The organism is Burkholderia sp. IDO3 (assembly GCF_003366075.1).
GTDB classification, from domain to species: domain Bacteria; phylum Pseudomonadota; class Gammaproteobacteria; order Burkholderiales; family Burkholderiaceae; genus Burkholderia; species Burkholderia anthina.
This window is the reverse complement of the sequence record NZ_CP028963.1, coordinates 728,059-745,588: the sequence shown is the minus strand read 5'-3', so window position 1 is coordinate 745,588 and position 17,530 is coordinate 728,059. Positions and strand designations below refer to the sequence as shown.

Genomic DNA, 17,530 nt, shown 5'->3' with positions numbered 1-17,530 from the left:
TTCCATGACTAATCTGGCACTCTTTGACCTCGATCACACGCTGATCCCGACCGATAGCGACCACGAATGGGGCCGCTTCATGGTGAAGCTCGGCATCGTCGACGCGGAAAGCTTTTCGCGTCAGAACGATCAGTTCTTCGCCGACTACAAGGCCGGCCAGCTCGACATCCATGCATACCTGTGCGCGATGCTCACGCCGCTCGCGAAGTATTCGCGCGCGCAACTCGCCGAATGGCACGAGCAGTACATGCATGAAGTGATCCGTCCCGCAATGACACCCGCCGCGCTCGAACTCGTGCGCAAGCACATCGACGCCGGCGACCTCTGCTGCGTCGTGACCGCGACCAACGAATTCATCACGCGTCCGATCGCCACCGCATTCGGCGTCGACACGCTGATCGCATGCGAGGTCGAAACGACCGACGGGCATCCCGATTCGCCGTACACCGGCCGGCCCACGGGCACCCCGAGCTACCGCGAAGGCAAGATCGTGCGCACCGAAGCGTGGCTCGCGTCGCTCGGCAAGCACTGGGGCGACTTCGAACACAGCTATTTCTACAGCGACTCGCACAACGACATCCCGTTGCTCGAGAAAGTCACCGACCCGATCGCGACCAACCCCGACGACACGCTGCGCGCGCATGCAAGCGACCGCGGCTGGCGCATCCTCGATCTCTTCTGAACGTCGTGATCAAAAAATTCATCCGCAAGCTGCTCGGCCAGGACGGCACCGAACAAACGTCGCCCGCCGAGGCCCCCGCCGACGAAACGGCGCCCGCTGCACGCCCCGCGAAGGGGCATCGCGGCAGCGCCGCGAAGAAATCGCGCAGCAATCACGAACCGACCGTCGTGCCGGCCAGCGTGCACGGCATCGACCCGTCGCTGATCTCGAGGAACGCCGTGCGCGTGACCGACACGCTGCAACAGGCGGGCTATCGCGCATTCATCGTCGGCGGCGCCGTCCGCGACCTGCTGCTCGGCATCGCGCCGAAGGATTTCGACGTCGCGACCGACGCGACGCCGACCGAGGTGCAGCGCCTGTTCCGCCGCGCACGCCTGATCGGCCGCCGCTTCCAGATCGTCCACGTGCAGTTCGGCCAGGAGCTGATCGAAGTGTCGACGTTCCGCGCGCTGGTCGACGCGCCGCCCGAGGCGGCCGCGAGCGAGCCGCCGAAGCGGCTCAAGCGTGACGAGCTCGATCGCCGCACGCATGCGGTGGATGCGAGCGGCCGCGTGCTGCGCGACAACGTATGGGGCGAACAGCACGAAGACGCCGCGCGCCGCGACTTCACGATCAACGCGATGTACTACGACCCGTCGACGCAGACGGTGCTCGACTACCACGACGGGATGGCCGACATGCGCGCCCGTCTGCTGCGGATGATCGGCGATCCGGCCACGCGCTTCCGCGAGGACCCGGTGCGCATGCTGCGCGTCGTGCGTTTCGCGGCGAAGCTCGGCTTCGAGATCGAGCCGCACACGCGCGAGCCGATCAACGCGCTCGCCGATCTCATCAACAACGTGCCGGCCGCGCGCCTGTTCGACGAAATGCTGAAGCTGCTGCTGTCGGGCCACGCGCTCGCGTGCCTGAAGCAGTTGCGCAAGGAAGGCCTGCACCACGGGCTGCTGCCGCTCCTCGACGTCGTGCTCGAACAGCCGCAGGGCGAGAAGTTCATCACGCTCGCGCTGAACAACACCGACGCGCGCGTGCGCGCCGGCAAACCGGTGTCGCCGGGCTTCCTGTTCGCGACGCTGCTGTGGCACGACATGCGCCAGCGCTTCGAGCAATACACGGCCGAAGGCGAAATCCCCGTGCCGGCGCTCCATCGCGCGATGGACGACGTGCTCGACATGCAGACCGAGAAACTCGCGATCCACAAGCGCTACTCGGCCGACATGCGCGAAATCTGGGGCTTGCAGCTGCGCCTCGAAAAACGCTCGGGCCGCAGCGCGATGCGGCTGCTGGAACACCAAAGGTTTAGAGCGGGGTATGATTTCCTCCTGTTACGCTGCGAATCCGGCGAGCTCGAAGCCGAAGTCGGACAGTGGTGGACGGATTTCATCGAAGGCGACGCAGCCGCGCGCGAGGCACTCCTCACGCAGGGCGGCTCGAAGGAAAAATCGCCCCGCAAGCGGCGCCGCCGCGGCGGCGCGCGAAACCGCCAGCAGGGCGAAGGCGCAGCCGAGCAGGCGCCGGACACCGCAGGCGGTTCCGACGACTGACGCGCTCGCCGGCGAACGACGTAGGAAGTGATGCCATGACGGTTGCATATATCGGACTGGGGGCGAATCTCGGCGATGCGCGCCAGACCCTGAAGGACGCGGTGGTGTGCCTTGCGCAGCAGCGCACCATCTCGATCCTCGGCAAATCGAGCCTGTATCGCACGGCGCCCTTCGAAGCGGGCGGCGACGATTACTACAACTGCGTCGTCAAGCTCGACACGACGCTGTCGGCCCGGGAGCTGCTCGCGCTCTGCCAAAAGATCGAGCATCACTTCGGGCGCGAGCGCCCGTATCGCAACGCGCCGCGCACGCTGGACCTCGACATCCTGCTGTTCGGCGCCGACTCGATCGACGAACCCGACCTGATCGTCCCGCACCCGCGCCTCACCGATCGCGCATTTGCACTCGTACCGCTCGTCGAGATCGAGCCGACGCTCGACATCCCCGCGCGCGGCCGCGCCGACGCCTATCTCGCCGCCGTCGCCGACCAGCGCGTCGAGAAGGTGCAGACCTGTCAATGCCTGATGCAGAAGGCCCTTGCCGCCGGCGCAGACGCCGACAAGAACCCCTGCCGATGAATCCGACTCCGCTGACCGTCACCGCGCCCGACCTGCGCGCCCCGCACCGCTACCTCGTGATCGAAGGCCCGATCGGCGTCGGCAAGACGACGCTCGCGCGCCTGCTCGCCGAGCGCTGGTCGATGCAGACGCTGCTCGAACGCCCGCAGGACAATCCGTTCCTCGAGCGCTTCTATCGCGACACCGCGCGCTACGCGCTGCCCGTGCAGCTGTCGTTCGCGCTGCAACGCGCGCAGCAGGCGCGCGAGTTGACCGCCGCGCTCGAAACGGGGCGCCCCGTCATCGCCGACTTCATGCCGCAGAAGAACGACATCTTCGCGCGCCTGAACCTGCCGGAAGACGAATGGCAGCTGTACCGGTCGATCGCGATGCACGTCGAGGTGCCGCAGGCGCCCGCGCCCGATCTCGTCGTCTACCTGCAGGCAAGCCCCGAAGTGCTGTTCTCGCGCATCCAGAAGCGCGGGCTGCCGATGGAGCTGCAGATCAGCGATGCGTACCTGCGCTCGCTCGTCGACGCATACAACGAATTCTTCTATCACTACGACCGCACGCCGGTGCTGACGGTCGCAGCCGAACACCTGAACCCGCTGGATTCCCCCGAAGACCTCGCGCTGCTGATCGAGCGCATCGACACGATGCGCGGCCGCAAGGAATTCTTCGTCAAGGGCGAGACGACGCGCTGACGCGTCCTCGCCTGTCGTTTTTCACCTATCGAACCGGATTTCCCATGACCTATCTCCAGGAATCGAGCCGGCCTGCCGTGACGGTGCCCAAGCTGCAGGCAATGCGCGAGGCCGGCGAGAAGATCGCGATGCTCACCTGCTACGACGCGAGCTTTGCCGCGCTGCTCGATCGTGCAGGTACCGACGTGCTGCTGATCGGCGACTCGCTCGGCAATGTGCTGCAAGGCCATACGACGACGCTGCCGGTGTCGCTCGAAGACATCGCGTACCACACCGCCTGCGTCGCACGTGCGCAGCCGCGGGCGCTCGTCGTCGCCGACCTGCCGTTCGGCACGTACGGCACGCCGGCCGAAGCGTTCGCGAACTCGGTCGCGCTGATGCGTGCCGGCGCGCAGATGATCAAGCTCGAAGGCGGTGCATGGCTCGCCGACACGATCCGCTTCCTCGTCGAACGCTCGGTGCCGGTGTGCGCGCACGTCGGCCTCACGCCGCAGTCGGTGCATGCGTTCGGCGGCTTCAAGGTTCAGGGCCGCACGGAAGCCGGCGCCGCGCAGCTGCTGCACGATGCGCGCGCGATCGAGGATGCGGGCGCGCAGCTCGTCGTGCTCGAAGCGGTGCCGACGCTGGTCGCATCCGAAGTCACGCACATGCTGAAGATTCCGACGATCGGCATCGGCGCGGGCCTCGATTGCTCGGGCCAGGTGCTGGTACTGCACGACATGCTCGGCATCTTCCCCGGCAAGCGTCCGCGCTTCGTGAAGGACTTCATGCAGGGCCAGCCGAACATCCAGGCGGCTGTCGAAGCTTACGTGGGTGCGGTGAAGGACGGCTCGTTCCCGGGCCCGGAACACACGTTCTGATCGGGCGGGCAGCGCCGTGGCGCGCTGCCGCCGGTCGCTGCGGCACACTCGCTGGCGCGGCCGGCAATACGGCACGCAGTTTCTCGTACCGCATTGCCGGACAACACGTACTTTCTAACTCGTCCTATTTCTTCTCGCCTTCGTCACTGCGACCATCAAGCCTTCGTCAATCGAAGGCGTAGTCAAAGATGGCTCACGTGCATGAGAAGGCGGCTGAACTCGTCGGGCAACAGCTGGCCGGCGGCGGAGTATGCGCGCAGGAACGTCATTGCAACGTTCGAGAACGATCGCTACCCGGCCGATCGCATGGCAATCATGCGGCGTTCTATCCGGGCCAGGATGTGCGCGGTATCCATGTCGTTGAACAATGGTGCTCACTCAAAGCCATTCAGAGAAGAGGCATTCCGTTCAAGGGCAAGGACAAAAACGGCCGTTGTTTCGGTCGTGAAATGACGATGTTCATCCGCCAGACACCGTATCGACTGCTCGTCATCGCCGCACTCGCATACAGTTCGCTCTTCGCATTCCCCGCGTCCGCTGCGACAGCAGATTGCCCCGCACGCCTCGCCGTTACCCAGCAGCTCGACGGTCAACCGCCCGATGGCTGGAAAAACTTCGATACGCAAAGCACCTATCCGCTTACCAGCGTCACCTTCTGGTCAGGGCCGCCGGACCGGATGATGTCATTGCTGCCGAACCGCTCGCGCTCCGAATCCAAAAGCGATATTGATACCTGGTCGCTCGCCGAAAACCGTGAAGACTACTGGGTCTCGTGTGACTACGGTAATACGAGCGTCGTGATCGCACGGCCACTGGGCAAACAGGCACAGACTTGCGTCGCGCGCTACCGACGCGGGCACGCCATCGTACAAAGCTGGCAATGTACGCCGCGGCAGTAATCCGCGTTCAGGCCGGCGCGCTGCCGTGAATCAGCCGCGCTGCCATCGGCCCGCGCAACGCATTGCAGATCATCAACTCATCCGCGTTCAGCACATCGTCGAGCGTCAGCACACGCGCTTGTGCGCCTACTGCCGGATCGTCGAGCAGCACGCCACGCATCACGCCCGGCAACACGCCGCACGACAGCGGCGGCGTCACCCACGCACCGCCAATCTTCACGAACACATTCGAGCGCCCGCCTTCGGTCAGCTCGCCGCGCTCGTTGAAGAACAGCATGTCGAAGCCGCCGAGCGCCTCGGCCGCCTGCCACGCGCGATCGTATTCGGCACGGCGCGTCGTCTTGTGAAGCAGCAGCGCGTCGTCGGTGCGGGTCGGCGCGAAGCCGTGAGCCGACGCGAGCATCACGCCGACCGGCCCTGCGGGCAGCGGCTTCAGCGGCGCAGCAATGATCTCGACCGCGCCGTCCTTCGCGAGCGCGAGCTTCATCCGGTACGGGCCATCGCCGTCGAGCACCGCGCAGCGTGCGTCGATCTCGCGGCGCAGCGCATCGGTGTCGACGCGGAAGCCGAACGCGTCCGCGCTGCGTTGCAGCCGCGCGAGATGACGTTCGAGATACCGGATGCCGTCCGCGCGCGTCGCGGCGGTCGTTTCGAACAGCTGGAAGCCGGGATCGGCATCGGTCAGGAAGCGTGCCTTCAATTCGCACTCCGCATATTCGTCGGCCGCGACGCTGTCGAGCACGATGCCCGCGCCGACGCCCATCCTGCCGCGTCGCCGGCCTGCATCGGCATCGGCAATGGCCGCGTCGCCCATGCTGCTGTCGGCACCGGCCGGAGCGAGCGTCAGCGTCCGGATCGCCACCGACAGGCAGAAATCGCCGCAGCCGGCCGCGCCGTCGTGCGACGCGTCGAGCCAGCCGATCGCGCCTGTATAGAGCCCGCGCGGCGTCGACTCGATCGCATCGATCAGTTCCATCGTCTTGTGCTTCGGCGCACCGGTGATCGATCCACACGGAAACAGCGCGCGCAGCATCTGCGCGAAGGTCGTGCCGTCACGCCAGCCGGCCTCGACCGTCGACGTCATCTGCCACACCGATGCATACGGCTCGACCGAGAACAGCGCCGGCACCTTGACGGTGCCCGTGCGCGCAATCCGTGACACGTCGTTGCGCAGCAGGTCGACGATCATCACGTTTTCCGCGCGATTCTTCGGATCGCTCGCGAGGAACGCGGCGGCGGCTGCATCCTCGCGCGGATCGGCCGAACGCGGCGCGGTGCCCTTCATCGGCCGTGCGCGCAGCACGTCGCCGTGCTTTTCGACGAACAGCTCCGGCGAGCACGACACGACCCACGCACCGTCGGGCAGCGCGATCAGCGCACCGTAGCGCACGGGCTGGCGCGCGCGCAGCCGCCGGTACAGCGCGGGCGGCGGGCCGAACATGTCGAAATTCAGCCGGTACGTGTAGTTGATCTGATACGAGTCGCCCGCGCGCAACGTGTCGTGCACCGCGGCGATCGCCGCATCGAACGCATCGCGCGACACGCTCTTCGCGACGTGCGCGACGCCCGCGATCGACGGCGCGCCGCCGCCGTCCTGCTGCGCGAGCCATGCGTCGACTTCGTCGCGCGACAGGCGCTCGCAGCGCGCATACAGCAAAAAGCGCAGCGGGGCATCGCCCGGCTGCGCTCTTTCCAGATTGCGTCCGAATTCGTAATCGCCGACGACAACCGCATGCAGCCCGTCGCGCAAGTCCTGCGCGACGATCGCATCGAGTTCGTCGAGCCGCGCGGGATCCGTACACACGCGTTCGCGCACGAAACCCGAATACAAACGACTCGACCGCGCGGACGCGGTCGAGTCGCAATCGTCCAAGAGCGCGAACGACGCGCTCTCGTTGCCTTCAGTCATGCCGTTACTCGAAGAAGCTCTTCACGCGGTCGAACCAGCTCTTGCTCTGCGGGCTGTGACGCGCACCGCCCTCGGCCAGCGACTTCTCGAACTGCTTGAGCAGATCGCGCTGCTGGTCGGTCAGCTTCACGGGCGTCTCGACCTGCACGTGCACATACAGATCGCCCGCGATGCTCGAACGCAGACCCTTGATACCCTTGCCGCGCAGACGGAACGTCTTGCCCGACTGCGTGCCTTCCGGCACCGGGAACGACGCACGGCCGGCCAGCGTCGGCACCTCGATCTCGCCGCCGAGCGCGGCGGTCGTGAACGGGATCGGCATCTGGCAGTGCAGATCGTCGCCGTCGCGCTCGAATACCGAGTGCGGCTTGATGTGGATTTCGACGTACAGGTCGCCCGGCGGCCCGCCGTTGATGCCCGGCTCGCCGTTGCCGGCCGAGCGGATCCGCATCCCGTCGTCGATGCCGGCGGGGATCTTCACTTCGAGCGTCTTGGTTTCCTTCACCTTGCCCGAGCCGTGGCAGTGCGCGCACGGTTCCGGGATGTAGGTGCCGGTGCCGTGGCACTTCGGGCAGGTCTGCTGGATGCTGAAGAAGCCCTGCGACATGCGCACCGTGCCCTGGCCGTGACAGGTCGGGCAGGTTTCGGGCTTCGTGCCGGGCTTCGCGCCCGACCCGTGACAGACTTCGCACGATACCCAGCTCGGCACGCGGATCTGCGTGTCGTAGCCGTGCGCGGCCTGCTCGAGCGTGATCTCCATGCTGTAGCGCAGATCGGCGCCGCGATACACCTGCGGGCCGCCACGGCCGCCGCGCGCGGCGCCGCCCGCAGCCTGGCCGAAGATGTCGCCGAAGATGTCGCCGAACGCATCCGCGAAGCCGCCGAAGCCCTGCCCGCCGGCACCGCCCATGTTCGGATCGACGCCCGCATGGCCGTACTGATCGTACGCCGCGCGCTTCTGGCCGTCCGACAGCATTTCATAGGCTTCCTTCACTTCCTTGAAATGCTCTTCCGCATCCTTGCTGTCAGGATTGCGGTCAGGGTGGTACTTCATCGCAAGCTTGCGATACGCCTTCTTGATTTCGTCGTCGCTCGCATTCTTTGCGACGCCCAGAACCTCGTAGTAATCCCGTTTCGCCATATCGATTCACTGTGCCGTCGCGCGTCACGCACGCGGCGGCTCCTTTCGCCCGCAGTAAAGTCTCTCGACTCGTCTGGCGCTGCGCCGTCCGCGGACGGCTCGCGCAGCACCCGCCAAAAAACAAATGTGCCCGGAGGGCCGCGAAGCCCGCCAGGCGTGGAGTCGATCCGGCCATCCGGAAGGAAAGACAGACCGCTGTTCAGCCGCGCCGCGCGCGTCTCGCGCGCGGCGTGCGGTGCCATGGCAACCCGGCTTAGTCCTTCTTCACTTCCTTGAACTCGGCGTCGACGACGTCGTCGGCAGCCTGCTGCGCACCGCCCGCTTGGGCCGCGCCTTCCGCTGCACCCGCCGCGCCGGCCGCACCTGCCTGCTGGGCCTGCATGTCGGCGTACATCTTTTCGCCGAGCTTCTGCGAAGCCTGACCGAGTTCCTCGACCTTCGCGTCGATCGCCGCCTTGTCGGCCGACGTGTCCTTCAGGACGTCCTCGAGCGACTTCAGCGCCGCTTCGATCTTTTCCTTCTCGCCCGCGTCCAGCTTGTCACCGTACTCGGTGAGCGCCTTCTTCGTGCTGTGGACCAGCGCGTCGCCCTGGTTGCGCGAATCAGCCAGCTCGCGCAGCTTGTGGTCTTCCGCTGCGTTCGCTTCCGCGTCCTTGATCATCTGATCGATTTCAGCGTCGGACAGGCCCGAGTTCGCCTTGATCGTGATCTTGTTTTCCTTGCCGGTCGCCTTGTCCTTCGCGCCGACGTGCAGGATGCCGTTCGCGTCGATGTCGAAGGTCACTTCGATCTGCGGCACGCCGCGCGGCGACGGCGGGATGCCTTCGAGGTTGAACTCGCCGAGCAGCTTGTTGCCTGCCGCCATCTCGCGTTCGCCCTGGAACACCTTGATCGTCACGGCCGACTGGTTGTCGTCCGCCGTCGAATACACCTGTGCGTGCTTCGTCGGGATCGTCGTGTTCTTGTTGATCATCTTCGTCATCACGCCGCCGAGCGTCTCGATGCCGAGCGACAGCGGGGTCACGTCGAGCAGCAGCACGTCCTTGCGGTCGCCCGACAGCACCTGGCCCTGGATCGCCGCGCCGACTGCGACGGCTTCGTCCGGGTTCACATCACGGCGCGGATCCTTGCCGAAGAACTCCTTCACCTTCTCCAGGACCTTCGGCATGCGGGTCTGGCCGCCGACCAGGATCACGTCGTCGATGTCCGACACCTTGACGCCGGCGTCCTTGATCGCGATGCGGCACGGTTCGATCGTGCGCTCGACGAGATCTTCGACCAGCGCTTCCAGCTTCGCGCGGGTGATCTTCAGGTTCAAGTGCTTCGGACCCGACGCATCCGCCGTGATGTACGGCAGGTTGATTTCAGTCTGCTGGCTCGACGACAGCTCGATCTTCGCCTTTTCGGCCGCTTCCTTCAGGCGCTGCAGCGCGAGCACGTCCTTCGACAGGTCGACGCCCTGCTCCTTCTTGAACTCGCCGATGATGTAATCGATGATGCGCTGGTCGAAGTCCTCGCCGCCGAGGAACGTGTCGCCGTTGGTCGACAGCACTTCGAACTGCATTTCGCCGTCGACGTCCGCGATCTCGATGATCGACACGTCGAACGTGCCGCCGCCGAGGTCATACACGGCGATCTTGCGGTCGCCCTTCTCGACCTTGTCGAGACCGAACGCGAGCGCGGCTGCGGTCGGCTCGTTGATGATCCGCTTGACTTCGAGGCCCGCGATGCGGCCGGCGTCCTTGGTCGCCTGACGCTGGCTGTCGTTGAAGTACGCCGGCACCGTAATCACGGCTTCCGTGACCGGCTCGCCGAGGTAATCTTCGGCCGTCTTCTTCATCTTGCGCAGCACTTCAGCCGACACCTGCGGCGGCGCGAGCTTCTCGCCGTGCGCTTCGACCCATGCGTCGCCGTTCTCGGCCTTGACGATCGCGTACGGCATCAGGCCGATGTCCTTCTGGACTTCCTTCTCTTCGAAGCGGCGGCCGATCAGGCGCTTCACCGCGAACAGCGTGTTCTTCGGGTTCGTCACCGACTGGCGCTTGGCCGGCGCGCCGACGAGCACTTCGTTGTCGTCCATGTAGGCGATGATCGACGGCGTCGTGCGCGTGCCTTCCGAGTTCTCGATGACCTTGACCTGGTTGCCTTCCATGATGGCGACGCACGAGTTCGTGGTGCCGAGGTCAATACCGATGATCTTTCCCATTTTTCCTAATCTCCAGAAATGCTTGTTTGCTGCGCGAAACGCCACTTTTTTGGGCAGTTTCGCGCGCCAGAATTCAACTCTGTTCCCGAAATGCGTCCGGCCGATCCGTTTTCAAGACCCGGCAAGCGATGCGGGTATTAAATTTTTTCAATCGCCGCCGGCAGCCGGATCGCGCGGCTCGCCGGCCGCCGCGGCGACCTTCGCGCGCGCCGCCGACACCGCCGCCTGGAACTGCGCGAGGCCATGCCAGCCGGTCGCGCGCCCGAGCCGCTTGCCGCGGTGGAAGAAGAACCACGTCGGCACACCGTGCAGGCCGAAGCGGCGCCCCAGCTCAGGGTGTTCGTACACGTTGCAATGGAACCACTTCAGGTTCAGTGCACGGATCGCATCGGACTGCGCGAGCATCGCCTTCTTCGCGATCTCGCAGTTGAAGCAGTCGACGCCCCAGAAGAACACCACGGCGAGCGCGTCGCCGGCGATGCCGGCATCGAACGTGTCGGGCGCCAGCGCCTGCATGCCGAACGCGTCGAACGCGGCCGGGTCGACGCCGGCGGGAACCATCGCGGCAGCCTTACTTCGGCTGGGCGACCGTGACGAGCGCCGGGCGCAGCACGCGGTCGGCGATCGTGTAGCCCTTTTGCAGCACGGTGACGACGGTGTTCGGCTCCTGCTCGGCCGGCACCATCGAAATGGCCTGGTGCTGGTGCGGATCGAACTTCTCACCAACCGGGTTGATCGCGACGACACGGCCCTTCTCGAGCGCGCTCGTCAGCTGGCGCAGCGTCAATTCGACGCCTTCGCGCACCTTCGCGATGTCGCCGGACGTGTCGCTGACCGCTGCTTCGAGGCTGTCCAGCACGGGCAGCAGGTGCTCGGCGAAGCTCTCGATCGCAAACTTGTGTGCCTTCGAGACGTCGTCCTGCGCGCGGCGGCGGACGTTCTCGGTCTCGGCCTTCGCCCGGAGGAAGCTCTCCTGCAGCTCGGCGACCTTGGCTTGAGCCTCCGCGAGCGCCGCGTCGGCGGCTTCGGCGGCGGGTGCGGCGCCTTGCGCCGCCTGCTTCTCGCTGCCGATGTCTTCGGCCGATGGGGTAGCCGGGTTCTCTTGCGTGTTTTCCATGTCGCTGAAAGTCGATTAGAGGTTGAAGCCAAATCGGCAACCGCCGGATCGTATGCCGGCGGCACCGCACATTGCAGATGCAGATAGGGGCGAAAACTGCGATTTCAAGAAGGTTATTCGCCGGCATTCGCCACCGCCGCGAAACAACCGCGCGACAAGTCGCCAGATTGCACGCATTTGCCGCCAAATCGGACGAAACGGCCTGTAACAACCCTTACCCGGCAAGTACTAGCTGGGCACAGGGGGCTGCACTACACTGCACTCACGCGTCGGAAAAAGCGCGTTTACCCTAGCTGACCGCCGCCTGACACCCACCTGGCGCCGCAGTCATTGTCTTCTCGAGGCGAGTACCGTGAAACTGACCTTTGCCATATCGGTGGTCGCGCTGGTACTGATTGCCGGCACCACCACCATCTGCCTGTCCGGAGCCGTCACCGACCGCACAACCGAGTACGGAAGCGCGCTGGCGACGTTCGATCACATGTTCAGCGCTCACCAGAAAATCTGTCGATGATGCGCCGGTCGCGCTTGGTCGGGCGGCCGTGCAGCTCCGCCGCCGGCTCCCGATACGTGCGGCGCCGCTCGAGTTCGGCGAGCCGCGCCGTGCGCCCCGCTTCCGTTTCCTCGTAAAGCGTCTGCGCGACGCTGGCAGGCCCGCGCACGTCGCAGATGCCGAGCACGGCAATGTGCCAGACGATACCGTCGATCGCAATCTCGACCTCGTCGCCCACACGCACTTCCTTCGCCGGCTTCACCGACGCCCCGCCGATCTTCACGTGCCCCTTGTCGACCGCGTCGGACGCGAGCGAACGGGTCTTGAAGAAGCGGGCCGACCATAGCCATTTGTCGATGCGCAGCTTCGCGCCGGGTTCCGTCGAAATCCTGTAATTCATGTCAGCCTCCGCCGGGCCGCCCACTCGCGGCGTAGCGAACGCCGTGCGAGCCGCGGCCGAGCCGTCATTTCAGTTCACCGCCTCGGGTTGCGCCGCCTTCACGGGCCAGCCCCGCAGATTCTCGGCGACGATCTCGCCGATCGCGCCGATCCACGCGGGCGCGCCGTTCAGGCACGGAATCCGGTGAAACGCCTGGCCGCCGCCCGCGATGAACTCGTCGCGCACTTCCATTCCGATCTCCTCGATCGTCTCCAGGCAATCGGCCGTGAAACCGGGACAGAACACATCGACCCGCCGCACGCCGGCCTCGCCAAGCTCGCGCAGCGTCGGCGCCGTGTACGGCTGCAGCCATTCGGCCTTGCCGAAGCGCGACTGGAAGGTTACGCGGCATTCGAGCGTCGACAGTCCGAGCGCGGCCATCAGCAGCGCGCCCGTCTGCTGGCACTGGTCGTGATAGGGATCGCCGAGGTCGAGCGTGCGCTTCGGCACGCCGTGAAAGCTCAGCACGAGCTTGTCGCCGGCCGCGAAATCGGGCCGGCCGTGCTGCGCCCAATACTGGCGCACCTGCTCGGCCAGCGCGTGGATATAGGCCGGATGGTCGGCGTAATGCCGCACCGTGCGCACTTCCGGCTGGTTGCGCATCCGCGCGAGCGCCGCGAACGCGGCATCGAACGCCGTCGCGGTGGTGGACGCGGAGTATTGCGGATACATCGGCATCAGCAGCACGCGCTCGACGCCCGCCCGCTTGAACTGCGCGAGCGCGTGCGCAATGTTCGGGCTGCCGTAGCGCATCGCGTAGTCGAGCTTCACCTGATAGCCGTTCGATGCGAGCAGGTGCCGCACGCCTTCGGCCTGGCGCTCGGTGTACACGCGCAGCGGCGAGCCTTCGGGCATCCAGACGGCCGCGTATTTCTTCGCGGACGCGCGCCCGCGCAGCGGCAGGATCAGCGTGCGCAGCAGCACCTGCCAGACGGCCTGCGGGATTTCGACGACACGCGGATCCGACAGGAATTCGGCCAGATAGCGCCGCACCGCGCGCGGCGTCGGGGCGTCGGGCGTGCCGAGGTTGATCAGCAGCACGCCGATGCGATGGGCGGCCGCGGTACTCGAAGGCGGCTCAAGATCGAAACGCATGGGCAGGAACGTGCTCGGGGCACGCAGTCGAACGGCCCTCAATTATAGCGGGCCGCCTCGCTCCGGTCGGCTGGCCGTTCGGCCGACTGGCGGCGCGCACGGCGCCGCGGCACGATTGCGGAACGGTATCGGCGCCGGTTACTGCTGGCTCAGCGTGAGCGACAGCAGGCGCGCGGTGATGTCGACGATCGGGATCACGCGGTTGTACGCCATGCGGGTCGGCCCGATCACGCCGAGCGTGCCGACGATCTGGCCGTTCACCTCGTAAGGCGCGGTGACGACGCTCATTTCCTCGATCGGCACGAGCGTCGATTCGCCGCCGATGAAAATCTGCACGCCCTGGGCGTGGCTCGACACGTCGAGCAGTTGCAGGAGGCCCGTCTTTTGGTCGAAAACGTCGAACAGCTTGCGCAGCCGCGCCATGTCGGACGACAGGTCCGCCACTTCGAGCAGGTTGCGCTCGCCGGAAATGAGCACGGTGTCCTCGGTGTCGGGCACCTCGGTGCTGGCCGTCACGGCCGCATGCATCAGCGTGGTCATGTCGCCGCGCAACTGGTCGATCTCGTCGCGCAGGCGGCGGCGCACCTCGTCGAACGACAGGCCGGCAAAGTGCGCGTTGATGTAATTCGACGCCTCGGTGAGCTGCGACGGCGAATAATCGCGCGGCGTCGCGAGCATCCGGTTCTGCACGTCGCCCTCGGGGGTGACGATGATCAGCAGGATGCGCTTGTCCGACAGGCGCATGAACTCGATCTGCTTGAACACGTGGCTGCGGCGCGGTGTCAGCACGACACCCGCGAACTGCGACAGGTTCGACAGCACGCTCGCCGCGGCCGCCACCACCCGCTGCTGCGGCTCGCCGGCCTGCAGCGTGTTCTGCACCTGGCGCGCCACGGCCTCGGCGTCGATCGGCGCCTCGACCGTCAGCATCGTGTCGACGAACAGCCGGTAGCCGCGTGGCGTCGGCACGCGGCCGGCCGACGTGTGCGGGCTCGACACGAGGCCGAGCTCCTCCAGGTCGGACATCACGTTGCGGATCGTTGCCGGGCTCAGCTCGAGCCCGGAGTAACGGGACAACGTACGCGAGCCGACCGGCTGACCGTCGGCGATATACCGTTCGATCAGGGTTTTCAGGAGGGTTCGTGCGCGAGGATCTAGCATGGTGGAAAATTTTAGCGCAACCGCGCGACCACGGCGAGTGGCCGCGGCCTGCGTCGGGCGGGCTGGCCGATCCGGCCCCGCCGGCGCACAGCCGGTTCTTTTCGTCAACGAGCTATGGTGTAATGCCGGCATGAAAACCGGTAATCAGTTCAACACTGTCGCGCTCGTCGGCCGCAGCAACACGCCCGGCATCGCCGAGCCGCTCGCCACGCTGGCTGGCTGCATCGCGAAGCTGGGCTTCGAGGTCGTCTTCGAAGGCGAAACCGCGCGCGAAATCGGCATCACCGGCTATCCGGCGCTCACCCCGGCCGAAATCGGGGCGCGCGCCGACGTGGCGGTCGTGCTGGGCGGCGACGGCACGATGCTCGGCATCGGCCGCCAGCTCGCGCCGTACAAGACGCCGTTGATCGGGATCAACCACGGGCGGCTCGGCTTCATCACGGACATCGCGGCTGCCGACATGCAGGCGCTCGTTCCGGTGATCCTGTCGGGCAAGTTCGAGCGCGAGGAACGCTCGCTGCTCGAAGCGCGGATCATGCGCGACGGCGAACCGATCTACCATGCGATCGCGTTCAACGACGTCGTCGTGAACCGCAGCGGCTTCTCCGGGATGGTCGAGCTGCGCGCGTCGGTCGACGGCCGGTACATGTACAACCAGCGCTCGGACGGCCTGATCGTCGCGACGCCGACCGGCTCGACCGCCTACGCGCTGTCGTCGGCCGGCCCGATCCTGCATCCGCAACTCCAGGGCATCGTGCTCGTGCCGATCGCGCCGCACGCGCTGTCGAACCGGCCGATCGTGCTGCCCGACGATTCGAAGATCGCGATCCAGATCGTCGGCGGCCGCGACGTCAACGTGAACTTCGACATGCAGTCGTTTACCGCGCTCGAACTGAACGACACGATCGAAGTGCGCCGCTCGAAGCACACGGTGCCGTTCCTGCACCCGATCGGCTACAGCTACTACGCGACGCTGCGCAAGAAGCTGCACTGGAACGAACACGCATCGAACGAAGACGACAAGGCGTCCTGACGCACCCACGCCCGACACCATGCTCCGCCACCTCTCGATTCGCGACTTCGTCATCGTCGCCGCGCTCGATCTCGAATTCGACAGCGGCTTTACCGTCTTTTCCGGCGAAACCGGCGCCGGCAAATCGATCCTGATCGACGCCCTTGCGCTCGCACTCGGCGAACGCGCCGACGCGAGCGTCGTGCGCGCCGGCTGCGGCCGCGCCGACATCACCGCCGAATTCACGCCGCACGACCGTGTCGCGCGCTGGCTCGACGAACATGCATTCGACGCCGACGACACCGTGATGCTGCGCCGCGTGATCGACGCGAACGGCCGCTCGCGCGCGTTCATCAACGGCACCAGCGCGACGCTCGCGCAGTTGCGCGAACTCGGCGAGATGCTGGTCGACATCCACGGCCAGCATGCGCACCAGTTGCTGATGCGCCCCGACGCGCAGCGCGAACTGTTCGACACGCACGCGGGGCTCGTCGCCGATGCCGCGAACGTCGCCCGCGCGTGGCGCGTATGGCGCGACGCGACGCAGGCGATCGACGCCGCGAAGGCGCACGAGCGCGAACTGCAGCTCGAGCGCGAAAAGCTCGCGTGGCAGCTCGCCGAACTCGACAAGCTCGCGCCGCAGCCGGGCGAATGGGACGAAGTCGGCAGCGAGCACAAACGGCTGTCGCATTCGGCAAACCTGATCGCCGGCGTGCAGGGCGCGCTCAATGCGCTGTCCGAGGCCGACGACGCGATGCTGCCGCAGCTCGGCGCGATCGTGTCGAAGCTGCGCAGCCTCGCCGACTACGACACGGGGCTCGGCGATGCCCTCGCGTCGCTCGAACCGGCCGAGATCCAGTTGCAGGAAGCCGTCTATTCGCTGTCGCACTACGCGCAGCGTCTCGATCTCGACCCGGCCCGGCTCGCGCAGGTCGAAACGCGCCTCGATGCGCTGCACTCGACCGCCCGCAAGTTCCGGCTGCCGCCCGACACGCTGCACGAGGAACACGCGGCCCGCCGCGCACAGCTCGCCGCGCTCGACGCAGCCGCCGACCTCGGCGCGCTCGAAGCCGCGCAGGCAAAGGCCCGGGAAACCTATCTCGACGACGCGAACCGCCTGTCGAAGGCGCGCACGCACGCAGCCAAGGCGCTCGGCACGGCCGTCACGGCCGGCATGCAGGAACTGTCGATGGCGGGCGGCAGCTTCGAAGTCGCGCTCGTCCCGCTCGCCGACGGCGGCCCGCACGGGCTCGAGCAGGTCGAATTCCGCGTCGCCGGGCACCCCGGCGTGCCGCTGCGGCCGCTCGCGAAAGTCGCGTCCGGCGGCGAACTCGCACGGATCAGCCTCGCGCTCGCGGTGATCGCCAGCGCGGCCAGCCCGACGCCGACGCTGATTTTCGACGAAGTCGACACGGGGATCGGCGGCGGCGTCGCCGAAGTGGTCGGGCGCCTGCTGCACCAGCTCGGGCGCGACCGCCAGGTGCTGTGCGTGACGCACCTGCCGCAGGTCGCCGCGCGCGGCGACCATCACTTCCAGGTCGCGAAGGGCGCCGACGACCGCGGCGGCACCGTGTCGTCGGTCAACCCGCTCGACAAGGCAAGCCGCGTCGAGGAAGTCGCGCGGATGCTCGGCGGCCTCGAGATCACCGCGACGACGCGCAAGCACGCGAAGGAAATGCTGGCGGCCTGACACCGGCACCCATCGGCCGAATGC

General features: G+C 66.6%; 17 protein-coding genes. 9 read left to right on the top strand and 8 right to left on the bottom strand.

Features of this window, described 5'->3' with window-relative positions; genetic code table 11:
- Nucleotides 1–4: 4 nt before the first annotated feature.
- From DCN14_RS17955 to DCN14_RS38020, 6 genes are all read left to right on the top strand, one after another.
- Nucleotides 5–682 carry an HAD family hydrolase gene (locus DCN14_RS17955; RefSeq protein WP_096505023.1) on the top strand — a complete coding sequence of 226 codons (678 nt, stop codon included), beginning with the start codon at nucleotides 5–7 and terminating at the stop codon, nucleotides 680–682.
- Between the two features lie 5 nt (nucleotides 683–687).
- A complete protein-coding gene (gene pcnB, locus DCN14_RS17950) occupies nucleotides 688–2,223 on the top strand; it encodes a polynucleotide adenylyltransferase PcnB (protein WP_096505025.1) in 1,536 nt (511 codons plus the stop codon).
- Nucleotides 2,224–2,258: 35 nt separating this feature from the next.
- A complete protein-coding gene (gene folK, locus DCN14_RS17945) occupies nucleotides 2,259–2,801 on the top strand; it encodes a 2-amino-4-hydroxy-6-hydroxymethyldihydropteridine diphosphokinase (RefSeq protein WP_096505027.1) in 543 nt (180 codons plus the stop codon).
- Nucleotides 2,798–3,484: a deoxynucleoside kinase gene (locus DCN14_RS17940; protein WP_096505029.1), complete on the top strand. Its 687-nt coding sequence runs from the start codon at nucleotides 2,798–2,800 to the stop codon at nucleotides 3,482–3,484. Before folK ends, DCN14_RS17940 begins: the two co-directional genes overlap by 4 nt.
- Nucleotides 3,485–3,528: 44 nt before the next feature.
- Nucleotides 3,529–4,344, top strand: coding sequence for a 3-methyl-2-oxobutanoate hydroxymethyltransferase (panB, locus tag DCN14_RS17935; RefSeq protein WP_096505031.1), 816 nt, complete (start codon nucleotides 3,529–3,531; stop codon nucleotides 4,342–4,344).
- 188 nt (nucleotides 4,345–4,532) lie between these two features.
- A complete protein-coding gene (locus DCN14_RS38020; protein ID WP_143331679.1) occupies nucleotides 4,533–5,243 on the top strand; it encodes an STY0301 family protein in 711 nt (236 codons plus the stop codon).
- Nucleotides 5,244–5,250: 7 nt separating this feature from the next.
- On the opposite strand, the gene DCN14_RS17930 is transcribed toward DCN14_RS38020, so the two are convergent.
- The 5 genes from DCN14_RS17930 to grpE all read right to left on the bottom strand — a co-directional run bounded on the left by DCN14_RS17930 (nucleotide 5,251) and on the right by grpE (nucleotide 11,616).
- Nucleotides 5,251–7,152 carry a bifunctional anthranilate synthase component I family protein/class IV aminotransferase gene (locus tag DCN14_RS17930; RefSeq protein WP_096505033.1) on the bottom strand — a complete coding sequence of 634 codons (1,902 nt, stop codon included), beginning with the start codon at nucleotides 7,150–7,152 and terminating at the stop codon, nucleotides 5,251–5,253.
- A gap of 4 nt (nucleotides 7,153–7,156) precedes the next feature.
- Complete coding sequence (dnaJ, locus tag DCN14_RS17925; RefSeq protein ID WP_096505035.1) at nucleotides 7,157–8,293, bottom strand: molecular chaperone DnaJ; 1,137 nt, start codon at nucleotides 8,291–8,293, stop codon at nucleotides 7,157–7,159.
- A 253-nt stretch (nucleotides 8,294–8,546) separates the two neighbouring features.
- Nucleotides 8,547–10,499 (bottom strand): molecular chaperone DnaK, encoded by a 1,953-nt coding sequence (dnaK, locus tag DCN14_RS17920; protein ID WP_096505037.1) that lies wholly within the window; start codon nucleotides 10,497–10,499, stop codon nucleotides 8,547–8,549.
- Nucleotides 10,500–10,646: 147 nt separating this feature from the next.
- Entirely contained in the window at nucleotides 10,647–11,060 is a 414-nt protein-coding gene (locus DCN14_RS17915; RefSeq protein WP_096505039.1) for a thioredoxin family protein, read from the bottom strand.
- Nucleotides 11,061–11,070: 10 nt separating this feature from the next.
- Complete coding sequence (gene grpE / locus DCN14_RS17910; RefSeq protein WP_096505041.1) at nucleotides 11,071–11,616, bottom strand: nucleotide exchange factor GrpE; 546 nt, start codon at nucleotides 11,614–11,616, stop codon at nucleotides 11,071–11,073.
- 352 nt (nucleotides 11,617–11,968) lie between these two features.
- Between grpE and DCN14_RS38435 the strand changes: the two genes are divergently transcribed.
- A complete protein-coding gene (locus DCN14_RS38435; RefSeq protein WP_172441904.1) occupies nucleotides 11,969–12,130 on the top strand; it encodes a hypothetical protein in 162 nt (53 codons plus the stop codon).
- On the opposite strand, the gene DCN14_RS17900 is transcribed toward DCN14_RS38435, so the two are convergent.
- The 3 genes from DCN14_RS17900 to hrcA all read right to left on the bottom strand — a co-directional run bounded on the left by DCN14_RS17900 (nucleotide 12,102) and on the right by hrcA (nucleotide 14,804).
- Nucleotides 12,102–12,509, bottom strand: a complete 408-nt coding sequence (locus tag DCN14_RS17900; RefSeq protein WP_096505043.1) for an RNA-binding S4 domain-containing protein — start codon at nucleotides 12,507–12,509, stop codon at nucleotides 12,102–12,104. The two genes, DCN14_RS38435 and DCN14_RS17900, sit on opposite strands and share 29 nt — an antisense overlap.
- 69 nt (nucleotides 12,510–12,578) lie before the next feature.
- On the bottom strand, nucleotides 12,579–13,643 hold the full coding sequence (hemH, locus tag DCN14_RS17895) for a ferrochelatase (protein WP_096505045.1): 1,065 nt from the start codon (nucleotides 13,641–13,643) through the stop codon (nucleotides 12,579–12,581).
- 138 nt (nucleotides 13,644–13,781) lie between these two features.
- Nucleotides 13,782–14,804 (bottom strand): heat-inducible transcriptional repressor HrcA, encoded by a 1,023-nt coding sequence (hrcA, locus tag DCN14_RS17890; RefSeq protein ID WP_011544637.1) that lies wholly within the window; start codon nucleotides 14,802–14,804, stop codon nucleotides 13,782–13,784.
- A gap of 130 nt (nucleotides 14,805–14,934) precedes the next feature.
- On the opposite strand from hrcA, the gene DCN14_RS17885 reads away from it, so the two are divergent.
- Complete coding sequence (locus DCN14_RS17885; RefSeq protein ID WP_096505047.1) at nucleotides 14,935–15,837, top strand: NAD kinase; 903 nt, start codon at nucleotides 14,935–14,937, stop codon at nucleotides 15,835–15,837.
- A gap of 19 nt (nucleotides 15,838–15,856) precedes the next feature.
- Nucleotides 15,857–17,506, top strand: a complete 1,650-nt coding sequence (gene recN / locus DCN14_RS17880; protein WP_096505049.1) for a DNA repair protein RecN — start codon at nucleotides 15,857–15,859, stop codon at nucleotides 17,504–17,506.
- Nucleotides 17,507–17,530 lie beyond the last annotated feature (24 nt).

What these genes read in the sequence shown, in the direction of transcription:
- DCN14_RS17955 (WP_096505023.1), top strand. Translation starts at nt 5, where the DNA reads ATGACTAATCTGGCACTCTTTGACCTCGATCACACGCTGATCCCGACC.
- folK (WP_096505027.1), top strand. Translation starts at nt 2,259, where the DNA reads ATGACGGTTGCATATATCGGACTGGGGGCGAATCTCGGCGATGCGCGC.
- DCN14_RS17940 (WP_096505029.1), top strand. Translation starts at nt 2,798, where the DNA reads ATGAATCCGACTCCGCTGACCGTCACCGCGCCCGACCTGCGCGCCCCG.
- panB (WP_096505031.1), top strand. Translation starts at nt 3,529, where the DNA reads ATGACCTATCTCCAGGAATCGAGCCGGCCTGCCGTGACGGTGCCCAAG.
- DCN14_RS38020 (WP_143331679.1), top strand. Translation starts at nt 4,533, where the DNA reads ATGGCTCACGTGCATGAGAAGGCGGCTGAACTCGTCGGGCAACAGCTG.
- DCN14_RS17930 (WP_096505033.1), bottom strand. Translation starts at nt 7,152, where the DNA reads ATGACTGAAGGCAACGAGAGCGCGTCGTTCGCGCTCTTGGACGATTGC.
- dnaJ (WP_096505035.1), bottom strand. Translation starts at nt 8,293, where the DNA reads ATGGCGAAACGGGATTACTACGAGGTTCTGGGCGTCGCAAAGAATGCG.
- dnaK (WP_096505037.1), bottom strand. Translation starts at nt 10,499, where the DNA reads ATGGGAAAGATCATCGGTATTGACCTCGGCACCACGAACTCGTGCGTC.
- DCN14_RS17915 (WP_096505039.1), bottom strand. Translation starts at nt 11,060, where the DNA reads ATGGTTCCCGCCGGCGTCGACCCGGCCGCGTTCGACGCGTTCGGCATG.
- grpE (WP_096505041.1), bottom strand. Translation starts at nt 11,616, where the DNA reads ATGGAAAACACGCAAGAGAACCCGGCTACCCCATCGGCCGAAGACATC.
- DCN14_RS17900 (WP_096505043.1), bottom strand. Translation starts at nt 12,509, where the DNA reads ATGAATTACAGGATTTCGACGGAACCCGGCGCGAAGCTGCGCATCGAC.
- hemH (WP_096505045.1), bottom strand. Translation starts at nt 13,643, where the DNA reads ATGCGTTTCGATCTTGAGCCGCCTTCGAGTACCGCGGCCGCCCATCGC.
- hrcA (WP_011544637.1), bottom strand. Translation starts at nt 14,804, where the DNA reads ATGCTAGATCCTCGCGCACGAACCCTCCTGAAAACCCTGATCGAACGG.
- DCN14_RS17885 (WP_096505047.1), top strand. Translation starts at nt 14,935, where the DNA reads ATGAAAACCGGTAATCAGTTCAACACTGTCGCGCTCGTCGGCCGCAGC.
- recN (WP_096505049.1), top strand. Translation starts at nt 15,857, where the DNA reads ATGCTCCGCCACCTCTCGATTCGCGACTTCGTCATCGTCGCCGCGCTC.